General features: G+C 72.0%; 15 protein-coding genes. 13 read left to right on the forward strand and 2 right to left on the reverse strand.

The annotated features are described in order from the left end of the window. The first annotated feature begins 39 nt into the window (after window positions 1–39). The 6 genes from ASG95_RS09645 (at window position 40) to ASG95_RS09670 (ending at window position 8,003) form a co-directional block, all read left to right on the forward strand. The gene (locus ASG95_RS09645; RefSeq protein ID WP_057377299.1) at window positions 40–1,878 is read left to right on the forward strand and encodes an ABC transporter ATP-binding protein; all 1,839 of its coding nucleotides are present in this window, start codon (window positions 40–42) and stop codon (window positions 1,876–1,878) included. Beyond that, a complete protein-coding gene (locus ASG95_RS09650) occupies window positions 1,875–3,656 on the forward strand; it encodes an ABC transporter ATP-binding protein (RefSeq protein WP_057377300.1) in 1,782 nt (593 codons plus the stop codon). The genes ASG95_RS09645 and ASG95_RS09650 overlap by 4 nt, the downstream gene beginning before the upstream one ends. A gap of 136 nt (window positions 3,657–3,792) precedes the next feature. Continuing rightward, entirely contained in the window at window positions 3,793–4,389 is a 597-nt protein-coding gene (locus ASG95_RS09655; RefSeq protein WP_057377301.1) for a DUF6529 family protein, read from the forward strand. A 135-nt stretch (window positions 4,390–4,524) separates the two neighbouring features. Further along, window positions 4,525–5,337: an LLM class flavin-dependent oxidoreductase gene (locus ASG95_RS09660; protein ID WP_057377302.1), complete on the forward strand. Its 813-nt coding sequence runs from the start codon at window positions 4,525–4,527 to the stop codon at window positions 5,335–5,337. A gap of 58 nt (window positions 5,338–5,395) precedes the next feature. Further along, window positions 5,396–7,468, forward strand: coding sequence for a methyltransferase domain-containing protein (locus ASG95_RS09665; protein WP_082592460.1), 2,073 nt, complete (start codon window positions 5,396–5,398; stop codon window positions 7,466–7,468). Between the two features lie 103 nt (window positions 7,469–7,571). Then, a complete protein-coding gene (locus ASG95_RS09670; RefSeq protein WP_057377303.1) occupies window positions 7,572–8,003 on the forward strand; it encodes a phage baseplate assembly protein V in 432 nt (143 codons plus the stop codon). Window positions 8,004–8,073: 70 nt separating this feature from the next. On the opposite strand, the gene ASG95_RS09675 is transcribed toward ASG95_RS09670, so the two are convergent. Both ASG95_RS09675 and ASG95_RS09680 read right to left on the reverse strand, forming a co-directional pair. Continuing rightward, window positions 8,074–8,712, reverse strand: coding sequence for a response regulator transcription factor (locus ASG95_RS09675; protein ID WP_057377304.1), 639 nt, complete (start codon window positions 8,710–8,712; stop codon window positions 8,074–8,076). After that, entirely contained in the window at window positions 8,709–9,854 is a 1,146-nt protein-coding gene (locus ASG95_RS09680) for a sensor histidine kinase (RefSeq protein ID WP_057377305.1), read from the reverse strand. Before ASG95_RS09680 ends, ASG95_RS09675 begins: the two co-directional genes overlap by 4 nt. 166 nt (window positions 9,855–10,020) lie before the next feature. Here ASG95_RS09680 and ASG95_RS21595 point away from each other — a divergent pair, with 166 nt between their 5' ends. The 7 genes from ASG95_RS21595 to ASG95_RS09715 all read left to right on the forward strand — a co-directional run bounded on the left by ASG95_RS21595 (window position 10,021) and on the right by ASG95_RS09715 (window position 15,239). Further along, window positions 10,021–11,106 carry a hypothetical protein gene (locus ASG95_RS21595; protein ID WP_057377306.1) on the forward strand — a complete coding sequence of 362 codons (1,086 nt, stop codon included), beginning with the start codon at window positions 10,021–10,023 and terminating at the stop codon, window positions 11,104–11,106. After that, complete coding sequence (locus ASG95_RS09690) at window positions 11,093–11,734, forward strand: CDP-alcohol phosphatidyltransferase family protein (RefSeq protein ID WP_057377307.1); 642 nt, start codon at window positions 11,093–11,095, stop codon at window positions 11,732–11,734. Before ASG95_RS21595 ends, ASG95_RS09690 begins: the two co-directional genes overlap by 14 nt. Then, on the forward strand, window positions 11,718–12,290 hold the full coding sequence (locus ASG95_RS09695; protein WP_057377308.1) for a hypothetical protein: 573 nt from the start codon (window positions 11,718–11,720) through the stop codon (window positions 12,288–12,290). The genes ASG95_RS09690 and ASG95_RS09695 overlap by 17 nt, the downstream gene beginning before the upstream one ends. Window positions 12,291–12,384: 94 nt before the next feature. Beyond that, complete coding sequence (gene hisI / locus ASG95_RS09700; RefSeq protein ID WP_056923306.1) at window positions 12,385–12,750, forward strand: phosphoribosyl-AMP cyclohydrolase; 366 nt, start codon at window positions 12,385–12,387, stop codon at window positions 12,748–12,750. Continuing rightward, a complete protein-coding gene (locus ASG95_RS09705; RefSeq protein WP_057377309.1) occupies window positions 12,747–14,300 on the forward strand; it encodes an anthranilate synthase component I in 1,554 nt (517 codons plus the stop codon). The genes hisI and ASG95_RS09705 overlap by 4 nt, the downstream gene beginning before the upstream one ends. Then, entirely contained in the window at window positions 14,297–14,896 is a 600-nt protein-coding gene (locus tag ASG95_RS09710; protein WP_057377310.1) for a Trp biosynthesis-associated membrane protein, read from the forward strand. Before ASG95_RS09705 ends, ASG95_RS09710 begins: the two co-directional genes overlap by 4 nt. Before the next feature lie 82 nt (window positions 14,897–14,978). After that, complete coding sequence (locus ASG95_RS09715) at window positions 14,979–15,239, forward strand: HGxxPAAW family protein (RefSeq protein ID WP_200961328.1); 261 nt, start codon at window positions 14,979–14,981, stop codon at window positions 15,237–15,239. Window positions 15,240–15,334 lie beyond the last annotated feature (95 nt).

Here is a 15,334-nt window from a genome sequence, read left to right on the forward strand (position 1 = left end):
GAGGGTTGGGATTCCCCACCCAGCCCTCGGAGGTCAGCAGTGTCGCTCGACGCGTCAGCCGATGCTGCGCCGTCGCTGAAGCGCAGCCTGCAGATCGTGTGGGTGGGGGTGCGGCGCGAGCCCCGCTGGTTCGCCTTCGCCGTCGCGGGGAGCGCGCTCTACGGCGTGATGACGGTGCTGACCGCCTGGGCGATCGGCAAGGTCACCCGCGAGCAGGTGCAGCCGGCCGTGGCTGCCGGGCACGCGACCGCAGCCCAGCTGTGGACCGTCTTCGGCTGGATCGCAGGCGTCGTCGTCATCAACGTCGTGGGCGTCGTGATCCGGCGCATCGCGGCCGGCTACACGATGTACAACGTGGCCGCCGGTTTCCGTCGCGAGGTGACCAGGCAGTACCTGCGGCTCCCGCTCGCGTGGCACCACCGGCACCCGTCCGGGCAGCTGCTCTCCAACGCCAACGCCGACGTCGAGGCGACCTGGAACGTCTTCGCGCCACTGCCGATGGCCATCGGCGTGATCATCATGCTGGTGGCCGGCATCGTCCAGATGGTGCTCGTCGACCCGGTCATGGCGATCATCGGCCTGACCGTCTTCCCGCTGCTGTTCCTCGCCAACATGGTCTTCCAGCGGGCGATGTCGCCTCGGGTCTCGCGCGCCCAGCAGCTGCGCGCCGAGGTCAGCGAGGTCGCCCACGAGAGCTTCGAGGCCGCGCTCATCGTGAAGTCGATGGGTCGCGAGCAGCAGGAGTCCGACCGGTTCGAGGAGGTGACCCGACGGTTGCAGGCGGCCAACGTCGAGGTGGGCCGCACCCGGGGCACCTTCGACCCTGTCATCGAGTCGATCCCCACCCTCGGCACCCTCGCGGTGCTCGCCGTCGGGGCGCACCAGGTCGCGAACGGCGCCCTCACGCCCGCCGCCGTCGTCCAGGTTGCCTACCTCATCTCGGTGCTGGCCTTCCCGGTGCGCGCGCTGGGCTGGGTGCTCGGCGAGCTGCCGCGCACCGTCGTCGGCTGGGACCGCGTCGACGCCGTTCTCAAGGCGCGCGGCGAGCTGGCCTTCGGGTCCGAGGAGCTCGAGCCGCGTGGGGCGTCGCACGCCCGCCTGGACCGGGTCGACTACTCCTACGACATCGTCGACGAGCACGGTGAGGAGTCGACGTTCCAGGCGATCCACGGGGTCTCGCTCGAGGTCGAGGCCGGCTCCACGGTGGCCCTCGTCGGACCCACCGGCTCGGGCAAGACCACCCTGACCAACCTCACGCTGCGCCTCGTCGACCCGCACCACGGCCGGGTGACCCTCGACGGGCTCGACCTGCGCGAGGTCGCCCGCGGCGGGGTGTCCGCGGTGGCCGCGCTGGTGCCGCAGCAGACCTTCATGTTCGACGACACCGTGAGCGGCAACGTCACGCTCGGCGGCTACTACACCGACGAGGAGGTCTGGCAGGCGCTCGACGTCGCCCAGGCCACCGGCTTCGTGACCGACCTGCCGCTCGGCATCGAGACCCGGGTCGGGGAGCGGGGCACCTCGTTGTCGGGTGGGCAGAGGCAGCGGATCGCGCTGGCCCGCGCCGTGATCCGCGGTCCACGGCTGCTGGTCCTCGACGACGCCACGAGCGCCGTGGACCCGGCTGTGGAGCAGGCGATCCTCGCCGGGCTGCGCAAGACCAGTGCCGGCACCTCGGTGCTCGTCGTGGCCTACCGCATGTCGACGATCACGCTTGCTGACCAGATCGTCTACGTCGAGGGCGGACGCGTCGTCGACCACGGCACCCACCAGGAGCTCGAGCAGCGGTGTGTCGGCTACCAGCGGCTGGTCACGGCCTACGCGCGTGAGGCCGCCGAGCGTGCTGCCGTCGCCGCGGACGAGGAGGTGGACGCGTGAGCACCTCGATCGACGCCACGTCGTCGCTGGGCACCGTCGCCACCCTGAAGCGCGGCCTCGACCTGTCGCCCGAGCTGCGCCGCGGCCTGGGCATCACCCTCGGCCTCGCCGCGGTGACCACCGTCGGCCGGATCGTCGTGCCCTTCGTGGTCCAGCAGACCACCGACCACGGGCTGCTCGGCAAGGACGGCCCGGACCCCGGCCTCGTGACCCGTTACGTGCTCTTCGCACTGATCGCCGTGGCCATCACCGCCGCGAGTGCGTATGCCGTGAACGTGCGCCTCTTCCGCTCCTCGGAGGCGGGGCTGGCATCGTTGCGGCTCAAGGCCTTCCGCCACATCCACGACCTGTCGATGCTCACCCAGAACACCGAGCGGCGCGGTTCGATGGTCAGCCGGGTCACGTCCGACGTCGACACGATCAGCCAGTTCGTCCAGTTCGGCGGCATCATCCTGGTGCTCAGCCTCGGGCAGATCGCGGTCGCCACGGGGTTGATGCTCTTCTACAGCCCGTTGCTCACTGGCGTGGTGTGGCTCTGCTTCGTGCCGCTGCTGTTCGTGATCCGCCGGTTCCAGGCCATCGTCGGCCGGGCCTACACGATCGTCCGCGAGCGGGTCGGCGATCTGCTCGCCGCAGTGTCGGAGTCGGTCGTGGGCGCGGCGACGATCCGCGCCTACGGCGTCGAGGAGCGCACGGCCACCCGCATCGACGCGGCCATCGAGGCGCACCGCGCGGCCTCGATCAGGGCGCAGGTGCGCTCCGTCGTGGCCTTCTCCTCCGGTCAGCTCGTCGCCGGGCTGACGCTCGCGGTGGTCCTGGTCGTCGGCACCATCCAGGCCAGCGGCGGTCACCTCACGCTGGGCAAGCTGCTGGCGTTCCTCTTCCTCGTCAACCTGTTCACCCAGCCGGTGCAGCAGGCCACCGAGATCCTCAACGAGCTGCAGAACGCCGTGGCCGGCTGGCGTCGGGTGATCGGCGTGATCGACACCCCGGCTGACGTGGCCGACCCGGGTGACGACGGCCAGACGTTGCCGCGTGGACCGATCACCGTCGACTTCGACGCCGTCTCGTTCGCCTACCCCGGCGGGGACACCGTCCTGCACGACGTGAACCTGTCGATCGCCCCGCGGTCGCGGGTCGCGATCGTGGGGGAGACCGGGTCGGGCAAGTCCACCCTGGCCAAGCTGCTGACCCGGCTGATGGACCCCACCGAGGGCACCGTCCACATCGACGGGGTCGACCTGCGCCACGTGCGCTTCTCCTCCCTCCGCGAGCGCGTCGTGCTCGTGCCGCAGGAGGGCTTCCTCTTCGACGCGACGCTGCGCGAGAACGTCCGCTTCGGCCGCCCCGACGCCACCGACGAGGACGTGCGTCTCGCCATCACCGAGCTCGGTCTCGACGCCTGGCTCGCCGGGCTCCCACAGGGCCTGGCGACCGAGGTCGGCCAGCGCGGCGAGTCGCTGTCCGCCGGGGAGCGCCAGCTGGTCGCCCTGGCCCGCGCCTACCTCGCCGACCCCGACCTCCTCGTCCTCGACGAGGCGACCTCCGCAGTGGACCCCTCGACCGAGGTCCGCCTCCAGCGGGCCCTCGAGGGACTCACCCGCGGCCGCACCTCGATCGCCATCGCCCACCGGCTCTCCACCGCCGAGGCCGCCGACGAGGTCGTCGTCGTCGACCGTGGCCGGATCGTCGAGCGCGGACCGCACCGCGACCTGGTCCGCCAGGACGGGGTGTATGCCGCGCTGCACGCTTCGTGGGCGGCCCAGCAACGCGGCTAGCGCGTCTCGGAGCTCGAACGAACGATGAACATCGCCGTGCCCCAGCCTGCAGGCGCGAGGTCCGACACCTCCGTGCGGCGACGACTGGCTCCCGCAGACTAGGGCGGGGGTGGAGGCGCAGGAGCATCCTGACCTCATGGCAGAGAGCTCGTTGGCTGCGCCGACGCCCTCCGGGAGCGTGGCCGTCCCCCTGACCGGATTCGCCGTCGGCGCGGTCGTCGCGGTGCTCGTCGGGGTGTTCGGCAGGGTGCACGACCCCACGCTGGCGGGCACCACGACCCTCGGCTTCCGGACGGTGCTGGCCATGAAGGTGGTCGCCACCGTCGCCATCGGGGTCCTCGCCGTGCTCCAGCTCCTCGGTGCGCTGGTGCTCTACGGCAAGCTGGGTGTGAAGGCGCCTGCGTGGCTCGGGACCGCCCACCGGGTCTCGGGCTCGATCGGCGTCGTGCTCATCGTCTTCGTCGCCTACCACTGCCTCTGGGCCCTCGGCCTGGAGTACGGGACGTTGCCCGACGGAGAGCCCGTGTCCGCGCGGACGCTTTTGCACGGCATACTCGGCTGCCTGGTGATCGGCGCCCTGGTGACCAAGGTCGTCGCGGTGCGGTCGAGGCGCGCGCCCGGGTGGTTCCTCCCCGTGGCGGGTGGGCTGCTCTTCACGCTGCTCATGGCAGCGGTCCTGTCCTCGGCGGTCTGGTACCTGGGCGCCAAGGGATGGCCGGCCAGCGGCTACTGACACTGTGGCAACGGTGAGGGAGGCGTCGGCGTCTGACCACGACGGGGGCACCGGCGCGATGAGTTCGGTGGGAGTCCCGGGTCTGTTGTGGTGACGCGCTGGAGCGCGTCGTGCCCCGCGAGGAGGATCACCGACATGACGAGACCGTTCCGGTTCGGGGTAGTGGCCCCGGTGCTCACCGACCTGCCGACCTGGCGGGAGCGGGTGCGCCACATCGCTGACCTGGGCTACTCGACCCTGCTCATGCCCGACGTCCCGCTCTGGCAGCCTGCCCCTGCTCCGACCCTCGCCCTTGCTGCCGCGGTCGCACCGGACCTTCGGGTCGGGACCTGGGTGTATGCCGCGCCGTTCCGCCCGGCGTGGAACCTCGCCTGGGAGGCGCACTCGCTCACGACGCTCACCGAGGGACGCTTCGAGCTGGGCCTCGGCACCGGCCGGCCCGGTATCGAGGACGAGCTGCGCGAGCGTGGCATGCCGGTCACCTCGCCGGGCCAGCGGCTGAGCGAGGTGCGCGAGGCGGTGTCCCAGCTCCGCGAGCTGGACGGACCCGAGGTCCACACGCCCGTGGTGATGGCGGTCCGTGGACCGAAGGCGCAGGCCCTGGCGAGCGAGGTCGCGGACACGGTCACCTTCGTCCTGCGACCGACAGACACTCGCGACGAGGTGGCCGACCTGGCCCGCGGCTTCACGTCCACCCGCGACGTCGAGCTGGCCCTCCACGTGCCGGTCGTCGGTGACGGGATCGCGGCGTTCATGGCGTCGGCGCGCGAGATCGACCCGGCCGCGCTCCACGACGCCGACTCGATGCTCGTCCTCCCGGACGACCCAGCCGCGGCCGTCGAGGAGGTCCAGCGACGACGTGAGGAGCTGGGGTTCTCCTACGTCGTGATCGGGGCCGACTTCGCCGAGGTGATGGCCCCCGTGGTGGCCGCTCTGGCGGGCAGGTAGCACGCGCTGTTGCTACCGTTCCCCCGGTCAGTGCCGACCGGCATACGAGGGGGATGCGATGCAGCTGGGCGACGAGGTGGGCCACGCCGCTGAGCCCACAGCGGTGGTGGCAGAGGCGCGCCCTGCCGGTGGCGCAGCGCGCTTCCTCGCACCCCGTGACCGCACGAGGCTGGTCCTGGCCAGCGCGCTCATGCTGTTCGTGGAGCTGGCGCTGATCCGGTGGACCTCGTCCAACAACCTCTACCTCGTCCACATGACCAACTTCGTCCTGCTGGCGAGCTTCCTCGGCATCGGGATGGGCTTCCTGCGCGCCAGGGCCACCCGCGACCTGTTCCCGCTCGCGCCGGTACTCCTCACCACGCTGGTGGGCTTCGTCCTCGCGTTCCCCGTCCGAACGGGGACGGGACGCGGCGGCCGGTGGGAGCTGGTGGGGTCGTTCGACTGGGCGCCCCTTCCGCGCTGGCTCAGCCTGACTGTCATCTTCGTCCTCACGGTGGGGACGCTGATGGCGCTGGCACAGGAGGTCGCCCGGACCTTCGCACGGTTCGAGCCGCTGGAGGCCTACCGGCTCGACGTGATGGGGAGCCTCACCGGCATCGCCTGCTTCGCGGCCCTGTCGTTCCTGCGGCTGCCCCCGCTCGGCTGGGGACTGGTCGGGGTCGCTTGCTTCGTCGTCCTCCTCGGCCGTCGGGTGCGGTTGCTCCGCCACGGGCCGGCGATCGCCCTCGCGGCCCTCGTGCTGATGCTGGGCGCCGAGTCGGTCGTGGGCAGCTTCCAGTGGTCGCCGTACTACAAGATCCACACCACCCAGCTGGCCGGCGGGCTCTTCCGGGTCGAGGTCAACAACACCCCGCTCCAGACCGCGCTCCCGGTGGCCGACATCCGGCGCGACTCGCCGTTCTACCTCTACCCGTACACCTACGCGGGCTCGCGTGACGACGTGCTCGTCATCGGGGCGGGCACCGGCAACGACGTGGCGGTGGCCCTGGCCCAGGGCGCCAAGCGCGTGGACGCGGTCGAGATCGACCCCGCGATCATGCAGCTCGGCCGCGACCACCACCCGGACCGTCCCTTCGCCGATCCGCGGGTGACCACCCACGTCGACGACGGACGGGCGTTCATGGAGCGCACCGACCGCCGCTACGACCTGATCCTCCTCGCGCTGCCCGACTCGGCGACGATCGTCACCGGTCAGTCCGCCCTGCGGCTGGAGAACTACCTCTTCACCACCCAGGCGCTGACGCAGGCCCGCTCGCTGCTCAAGCCCGACGGCACGTTCGCCATGTACAACTACTACGAGCCGTGGCTGCTGGACCGCTACGCCAACACCGTGCGCACCGTCTACGACGCGGCCCCGTGCGTGCAGCTCGGCCCGAGCTACGGACCGCGGCAGCAGGCGGTGCTGACGCTGCGCAAGGACGCCAGCACCGGAGGCTGCACGACGACGTGGTCGCCGCGGACCGCCGCCCTCGAGCCGTCCGTCGACGACCGACCGTTCCCCTACCTCGGGTCCCGCACGATCCCGTCGTTCTACCTCTGGATGCTCGGGCTCGTGCTGCTGGCCTCCGTGGTGGGGGTCCGCACCGTCGCGGGTCCGCTGCGGACCATGCGTCCCTACGTCGACCTGTTCTTCATGGGCGCCGCGTTCCTGTTGCTGGAGACCAAGAACGTCCTCCAGTTCGCGCTGCTCTTCGGCACCACCTGGGCAGTGAACGCGGCGGTCTTCGCCGGGGTGCTCCTCAGCGTCCTCGCCGCGATCGAGGTGGCGCGACGCGTCACCATCCGTCGCCCCATCCTCCTGTATGCCGCGCTGCTGGCGGCGCTGGCGGCCGCCTGGCTGATCCCGCAGGACGCCTTGCTGGACCTGTCGCTGGTGCCGCGGTTCCTGGCCGGGGTGACCATCGCCTTCGCCCCGATCTTCATCGCCAACCTGCTGTTTGCCGTGCGGTTCAAGGGCGCTGGCTCCAGCACCGTCGCCTTCGGAGCCAACCTCCTCGGTGCCATGGTGGGTGGGGCACTGGAGTACCTCGCGCTGATCTTCGGTTTCAACGCGCTGCTGATCGTGGTGGCGGTCCTCTACGGGGCCGCACTGCTCACCGGCCGTAAGCACCTCGTCGCCAGCCGAGCCTGAGGCGGCCGAGCTGGCGGCGTCGCCCGTCAGCCTGCTCCGTAGGGCCTTGGCTGGGGGCGGGCAACCCGTGGAAAATGGCCCTCATGCGCGGAAGGCTGCATCGATGAGCCGAGACCGGGGTCGGCGTGATCGGCCCGCGCTCGAGGACCTGGTCCAGCGCGCCCGCATCGAGCTGAGGGACTGGACGGACGCCGACCAGCATGATCCGGGCGTGGCGCTGCTGGAGCTGTTCGCCTACGTCGGTGACCTGCTCAGCAGCTACTCCGAGCAGATCGGGTCCGAGGCGTATCTGGGCAGCGAGCGGCGGAGGTATGGGGTGCACCGGGCCACCGTGGTCGACAACGCGGACCCACTCGGGCGCAGTCGGCTCTTCGTCCGCGTGCCCGACGTGAGCGGAGACGAGTCGGTGTGGGCCGCGGCCTGCCTCCCCGCGTCAGCCCCTGTCGTCCCCGCCATCGGCGCCGACGTCTGGGTCGCGTTCGAGGCAGGTGACGCGTCACGGCCGGTCTGGCTGGGGGAGGGCGTCAGCGCCTGAAGCCGACCGGGCGCGCCCGGGCGCCTGAAGCCGACCGGGCGCGCCCGGGGGTGAGGGGCCGCCGGTCCCGTCAGGCGAGCCCCGCTCGGTGCGCGATGACGACCAGGTGCACGCGGTCACGGGCGTCGAGCTTGGCCTGGATGCGCGAGACGTGGGTCTTGACCGTGGTCTCCCCGATGAACAGGCTCGTCGCGATCTCGGGGTTGGTCGCGCCCTGTGCCACGAGCTCGAGCACCTGCGACTCCCGGGGGGACAGCCGACCCACCGCCGCGACCGCCTCCGGGTGCCGTTGGGCGGGTTGGCCGCGCACGAGCTGGGCCAGCACCTGCTTCTCCACGGCGACGTCGCCCGCCGCGACCGCGCGGATCGCCGCGACGAGTGACTCGCGCGGAGCGTCCTTCAGGAGGTAGCCGCTGGCGCCGGCCCGGAGCGCGGCGAGCACGTAGTCGTCTGCGCCGAAGGTAGTGAGGATCAGGATCTTCGTCGCCGAGCCGGACTCGATCACCCGACGGGTCGCCTCGATCCCGTCGACCTCCGGCATGCGGATGTCCATCAGGGCGATGTCCGGGGCGAGCGTCGCGATCAGGCCGATCGCCTCGGCCCCGTCGGCCGCCGTGCCGAGGACGGTGAAGTCCTCCTCGGCGTCGAGGATCGCGGCGACCCCGTCGCGGATCAGGAACTGGTCGTCGACGACGACGATGGTCGTCACGGGGTGCCGCGCAGGGGAAGGACTGCTCGCACGCGGTAGCCACCGCCGGGTCGAGGGCCCGTCGTCAGCAGGCCACCGCACGCGGCCACCCGCTCCTGCATCCCCGACAGGCCGTAGCCCGGCGAACCCGCGAACCCAGTGGCCTGGCTCGTGAGCTCACTCTCGTTCTGCACGTCGATGACGAGCAGGTCGGCCTGCTGCGTCACCTCGACGGACGTCGGTGAGGTGTGCGCGTGGCGCAGCGCGTTGGTCAGGGCCTCCTGCACGACGCGGTATGCCGTGGCCGACGCCTCCGGGGTCAGCGTCGGTGCGTCGCCGGGAGCGTCGAGGGTGACCTCCAGTCCGGACTCCCGCATCCGCCGGACGAGCTCCGGCACGTCCGGCCAGGTGGGTGCCTGTGCGGTCTGTCCGCCCTGCGTGGGGTCCCGGAGCGACTCCAGCAGGCGGCGCGTCTCCCCGAGCGCCTCGCGGCCGGTGTCCTGCACCCGTCGCATCGCCTCGTCGGCGCGGGCTGGGTCGGAGGTCATGAACAGCCGCGCCAGCTCCGACTGCACCACCACGACGCTGAGGCCGTGCGAGACCACGTCATGCACTTCGCGAGCCAGGTTGAGGCGTTGTTCGGCCGACTCGGCCTGCGACTGGGCGGCTACGGCCTGCGCGACGTGCTCCCGCAGCAGGCGCTCGTGCTGGAAGGCGGCTCCGAGGGCAAAGACCCACCAGGCATTGAGTCCCCACGCCCAGGCGTTGCCGACCTCGATCTCCGGGATGACCGACGTCCACAACAGGACCGGCACCTCGGGAAGCACGAGCGCGGCATACCGGGTGGGGCCTCGCCCGTACCGCCCGCACGCGAACACGGCGACGACCAACAGGTAGAGGCCCGACAGCAGGAACGCGTGCAGGTCCTCCCTCGTCGTGAGGGCGAGGGCGCCGACCACCACGAACAGGGCCGGGACCGGGTACGTACGGCGGGAGCACACGGCCAGGGCACAGACGGTCAGCGCGACCGCGAACGGCCACCGAGGGCCGTGCACGGCGACCGTCTGCGGGCCGACGACCCACAGCTCGACCTGCCCCGCGGCCCAGAGCGCCGCAGGGACCGCCCAGTCCCGCCAGGTGAGGCGGCGCACCAGCCCCGACATGCACCAAGGCTACGCGGGTGGGTGGCCTCGGGACGTCGTCCTGTGGTCCACACGCGAACCACCCCTGGGGACGACGAAGTCGGGCTGCACCGCCGACGCGGGCGTGAGCCGCTGAGCGGCACGCTGCAGCCATCCACCCAGAGCAGGGGCTACGAGAGGATCTTCGATGAGACCGCCCACCCTGCTCCCCGTGACGACTGCCGTCGCCCTCGTGCTGGCCCTCGCGGCCTGCGGCGCGGGCAGCAGCTTCGGCACCGGACAAGCGTTGAGCAGCAACGACTTCCGGGCCGCGGTGGACCAGATAGCGGCCACCGGCAAGCCGGCCTACTACCTGGGTTCGTCCTACGACGACCTCCCGCTGACCTGGCTCGACCTCGTCGAGGAGAACGCCCCCGCCTTCCAGGTCCAGGCCGACTACGGCACCTGCGAGTCCTCCGGCGACGGCGGGTGCTCCGACCCGGTCGTGGTCTCCACGAACGACTGGCGACCGGACGTCGACGGGCTGACCTGCCAGCGCCTCGACCCACAGCTCGGCGTGCCCGCCGGCGTGGTCATGGGTGAGCTCACCCTGGTCACCGGTGAGCTCGTCATCACCGTCTCCGACTTCCGCGAGCGTCCCGACGGCGACGGGATCCGGCCGGCCGTCCGGGCACTTGCCACCCTGAGGCGGGTGGGGGAGGCGTCGCCGGTCGGGTCGCTCCCGCCACCGACCCCCGAGGTGGCCGGCTGGATGGACGAGGTCTGCGGCACGACCCCGGGACAGGAGGTGTCGCACGAGCTGGGCGGTGGTCCGGACGCGCTCGACAACTCCACGGTCCCCGACTTCACGGTGGAGCGACTCGGGGGCGGGGAGCTGGCCTGGGCGGACTACCGCGGCAAGCCCCTGGTCCTGGTCGTCGGCACCGGACCCCAGGTGTCTGCGACCGTGCAGCGGCTGAAGCCCCTCATCGCGCGCAACGCCTCGCACCCTCCTTTGCTCGGGCTGGTCAGCGACCCCACCGGCGACAAGTTCAACCCGCGGCCCGTGGCCGAGATCGAGTCGGAGGTGGGCGACCTGGGGGTGCCCGTCGGGTATGCCGCCGTGCCCCTCTCCGCGGTCTGGTTCCTGGACGCCGCGGCCAACAGGGGCAACCAGAACGCGTGGGACGAGGGGGTCGTCGCCTTCGTCGACGCCTCCGGCACGGTCAGCCAGTTCGCCCGCCCGTCGGCACCCGCCGCCCAGCTGGGGGAGTGGTCTCGTGCGCTGGGCTGAGGTGTGGTCACCCGCTGCGGTGGCCCCCAGTCCCAGAGGGGTCGACCACGACCCCGTCCTCACGGCACCGAACGCCATCACTGTCCTGCGGACGGTCCTCTCGCTCGTCCTCGCCATGGCCGCCCTGGCCCACTCGAGTCCCGGTCTGCTGGTCGCCTCCTACCTCGTCTACTGGGTCGGCGACATGGCCGACGGCGAGGTGGCCCGGCGGATGGGCCTCGAGACCCGGATCGGCGCAGTCTTCGACATCGTCGCCGACCGGGCCAACAGCCTCACCTGCGCGGCCTGCTTCGTCGCGCTCGATCCGCGGCTCGCCATCCCCATGGCGATCTACGTCATCGAGTTCGCGGTCGTGGACACGATGCTGTCCCTGGGGTTCCTCGCCTTCGAGGTGTTGGGCCCCAACGACTTCCACGGCGTCGACCTGCTCCTCTGGCGCTGGAACTGGTCCCGGCCGGCGAAGGCGCTCAACACCTCCTGCATCGTGCTGGCCTGCCTGGCCGGTCAGGTGGGGCTGGCGACGGTGTTCGCCGTCGCCGTCCTCGTGGCGAAGGTGTGGTCCTGCTTCCGCCTGCACCTGCTGGTCAGGACGACCGCCATGGACCTGAGCCATGAGCGCTGCAGTTGAGCTGGGGAGTGCTGGACTCCTGTTCGGGGTCCTGGGCGCCGGAACGGCCGCTGGCCTGGTCCCGGTCATCAACGCGGAGGCGGTGCTCACGGCGGCCACCGCAGGCAACCCGCACCTCTGGCTGGGCCTGGCCGTCAGCCTCACGGTCGGGCAGTGCTTCGCCAAGGTGTTGATCTACCTCACGGCTCGCGAGGGACCGCAACGTCTCCACTCGGACGGCCGGGTCGGCCGGCTCGTGGACCGCGTCCGCTCCAGGGCCCGCGCCCGCGCCCGTGCCCGCAGCATCCGGCCCCGCCCGCGGTGGGTGGCAGGGCTCGCGGCACGGACTCCCTCGTGGCTGCGGCCGGAACACCTCCTGAGGCTGCTCGCCCGGCCGCTGGCCGGGACCTCCGTCGTCCTGCTGAGTGCGACGGTCGGCCTGCCTCCACTGGCGGCGGTCAGCGTGGTGGCCGGGACGGCGCGGCTGCGGCTGCCCCTGTTCATCGCAGGGTGCCTGACCGGACGGCTTGCTCGCTTCGCGCTGATCGCCTGGCCGGTCGCCCACCTCGTCACCTGAGGACGTACGCGGGCAGCGCACGTGAGCACGCGGCATACCCGTCGGATGGTGGGCGGGCCGGACCCTTCGGGCCCACGCACGGCAGAATGGCGGGGTGACCTCGCCAGCAGTCCTCGACCCGGCCATCGCGGCGCGCCTCAAGCGTGACGCGCAGGGCCTCGTGGCGGCCATCGTCCAGCAGCACGACACCGGTGAGGTGCTGATGCTGGGCTGGATGGACGACGAGGCGCTGCGCCGCACCCTCGGCGAGGGTCGCGTGACGTTCTGGTCGCGCAGTCGAGGTGAGTACTGGCGCAAGGGCGACACCAGCGGCCACGTCCAGCACGTGCGCTCGGTGGCGCTCGACTGCGACGGTGACGCCCTGCTCGTGCGCGTCGACCAGGTCGGCGCCGCCTGCCACACCGGAGACCGCACCTGTTTCGACGCCGGCGACCTCGGGGCGAGCGTGGTCGAGCCGTGACGGACGTCAGCCCCGACCTGTCGTTCGGCACCACCTGGCCGAACCTCGAGACCTTCCAGATCCTGGCCAAGGACCGTCGCGTCATCCCGGTGGTGCGGCGGCTGATGGCCGACGCCGAGACCCCGGTCGGCCTCTACCGCAAGCTCGCCCAGGACGCGCCCGGCACGTTCCTGCTCGAGTCCGCCGAGCACGGCGGCGTCTGGTCGCGCTACTCGATCGTGGGCGCCGCCAGCCGGGCGACGCTGACCGAGCGCGACGGCCGGGCGCACTGGGTGGGTGAGCCGCCGGTGGGCGTCCCCACGGACGGCAACCCCCTCGAGGCGCTGCGTGACACCGTGGCGGCCCTCGCCACCGAACCCATCGAGGGCCTGCCCCCGCTGACCGGCGGCATGGTCGGCGCGATCACCTACGACGCCGTCCGTCGGTGGGAGAAGGTGCCGGCCACCCTGCCCGATGAGCTGGGGTTGCCCGAGATCTCGATGATGCTCGCGACCGACCTCGCGGTGCTCGACCATGCCGACGGTTCGGTGCTGCTCGTGGCCAACGCGGTGAACTACGACGCCACCGACGAGCGGGTCGAGGACGCCTGGGCCGACGCCGTGTTCCGGCTCGACGCCATGACCAGCGACCTGGCCGCCGATGCCGCGTCGACGGTGGCCACCGTCGACCGGGCCGCCTTCGCCGCGGCCCGCGACGAGGTGCGCAGCAACCTGACCCAGGCCGACTTCGAGGAGATGGTCGAGCAGGCCAAGGAGGACATCCGCGCGGGGGAGGTGTTCCAGGTCGTGCTGTCGCAACGGTTCTCGACGCCGTGCCCCGCGGACGCCCTCGACGTCTACCGCGCGCTGCGGTCCTCGAACCCGAGCCCCTACATGTACCTCCTGCGGCTCCCGGCCGGCGACGGCACGACCTACGACGTGGTCGGCTCGTCGCCGGAGGCCCTGGTCAAGGTGACCGGTCGTCGCGCCATCACCCACCCGATCGCCGGCTCGCGCCCGCGGGGCAAGACCCCGGAGGACGACCAGCGGCTCGCCGAGGACCTGCTCGCCGACCCCAAGGAGCGGGCCGAGCACGTGATGCTCGTCGACCTGGGCCGCAACGACCTCCAGCGCGTGTGCGCCGCAGGCACGGTCGACGTCGTCGAGTTCATGAACGTCCGGCGCTACTCGCACGTGACCCACCTCGAGTCGACCGTCGTGGGCGACATCCGCCCCGACCAGTCCGCCTACGACGTGCTGGTCGCGACCTTCCCGGCCGGCACGCTGTCCGGCGCGCCGAAGCCCCGGGCGCTCAGCCTGATCGAGCACTACGAGCCCAGCCGTCGCGGGGTCTACGGCGGGGTCGTCGGCTACCTCGACTTCCACGGCGACCTCGACATGGCGATCGCGATCCGGACCGCCGTCATCAAGGACGGCACCGCCCACGTGCAGGCCGGCGCCGGGATCGTCGCCGACTCGGTGCCGACGTCGGAGTTCGAGGAGACCGTCAACAAGGCTGCGGCAGCCCTGCGCGCGGTGGCCACGGCCGCAGCGCTGAGGACCGTCGAGTGAACCGCTCTCGGCTGACCTCCAAGCTCGCGGTCGTGCTGCTGGCCCTCGTGGGCTCCGGCATCCTGCTGTCCAGTGGTGGCCGGGTGTGGGTCAACGGCACCGTGGACGATGCGGTGCTCGGGGCGAGCAGGATCTCCGGCACCGGCACCGAGGTGGCCTCGGGCGTCGTCGCCCTGGCGCTCGTGGGAGCCGCGGCTGCCCTGGCCAGTGCGACCAGCGGTGCGCTGGTCCGCCGGCTCACCCTGGGCGTGCTGGCCCTGGCCGGCATCGCGGAGGCGGTCGTGGCCGCCCGCGTCGCCCTGGCGCCCGAGGACCCCCTCGGCGCCATCGCCGCCAAGGCCGCCGGACGCACGGGGACCATCGAGACGCACGCCACGATCACCGCGTGGCCGTGGATCTGTGTCGTGGCCGGCGCGCTGCTGCTGCTCGCCTCGGTCGCGGGCTGGCTGGGTGCCTCCCGGTGGCGGGGGCTGGGCGCCCGCTACGAAGCCCCGACCAGCTCCGCCGGAGCGCGGGGCCAGCGCGTCGCCACGGACTGGGACCGACTGGATGCCGGGGACGACCCCACGCTGCGCGACGGCGGCGCGAGCACCTGACAGAATGGGCGCCGACCCGGCCACGACCCGCAGTCACCGGCCCACCGCGCACGACCACTAACCACCAGCAGGAGCCAAGCCGATGGCAGACCAAGAGATCCACGAAGAAGACCACGGGCACAGCGTTGCCGCGTGGACGGGAGTCGGCGTCATCCTCCTCGGGTCGGCCATCGCTGCCTGGGGTGTCGCCATCGCCAACGTCGCGGTGTTCGTCATCGGCATGGTCATCTGCGTCATCGGTGCCGTGGCTGGGAAGGTGCTGTCGCTCGCCGGCTACGGCGCGACCACGCTCGACGGCCCGGACACCCCCGACAGCAACAAGCCCGAGGTCGGCATCAAGTAGCCGGCGGCGCATGCCCGGCGTCGCCGGGCCGGCGTGCGGTAGGGCGGCCACCCGTCCACCGGCTGACCCCTACAGGGAGCTCCCAGTTCCGCTGG

This window comes from Phycicoccus sp. Soil803, assembly GCF_001429685.1.
Taxonomy (GTDB): Bacteria; Actinomycetota; Actinomycetes; order Actinomycetales; family Dermatophilaceae; genus Pedococcus.

Coding starts and splice junctions, on each gene's coding strand:
- ASG95_RS09655 (WP_057377301.1), top strand. CDS start 3,793: ATGGCAGAGAGCTCGTTGGCTGCGCCGACGCCCTCCGGGAGCGTGGCC.
- ASG95_RS09660 (WP_057377302.1), top strand. CDS start 4,525: ATGACGAGACCGTTCCGGTTCGGGGTAGTGGCCCCGGTGCTCACCGAC.
- ASG95_RS09665 (WP_082592460.1), top strand. CDS start 5,396: ATGCAGCTGGGCGACGAGGTGGGCCACGCCGCTGAGCCCACAGCGGTG.
- ASG95_RS09680 (WP_057377305.1), bottom strand. CDS start 9,854: ATGTCGGGGCTGGTGCGCCGCCTCACCTGGCGGGACTGGGCGGTCCCT.
- ASG95_RS09695 (WP_057377308.1), top strand. CDS start 11,718: ATGAGCGCTGCAGTTGAGCTGGGGAGTGCTGGACTCCTGTTCGGGGTC.
- ASG95_RS09670 (WP_057377303.1), top strand. CDS start 7,572: ATGAGCCGAGACCGGGGTCGGCGTGATCGGCCCGCGCTCGAGGACCTG.
- ASG95_RS09715 (WP_200961328.1), top strand. CDS start 14,979: ATGGCAGACCAAGAGATCCACGAAGAAGACCACGGGCACAGCGTTGCC.
- ASG95_RS21595 (WP_057377306.1), top strand. CDS start 10,021: ATGAGACCGCCCACCCTGCTCCCCGTGACGACTGCCGTCGCCCTCGTG.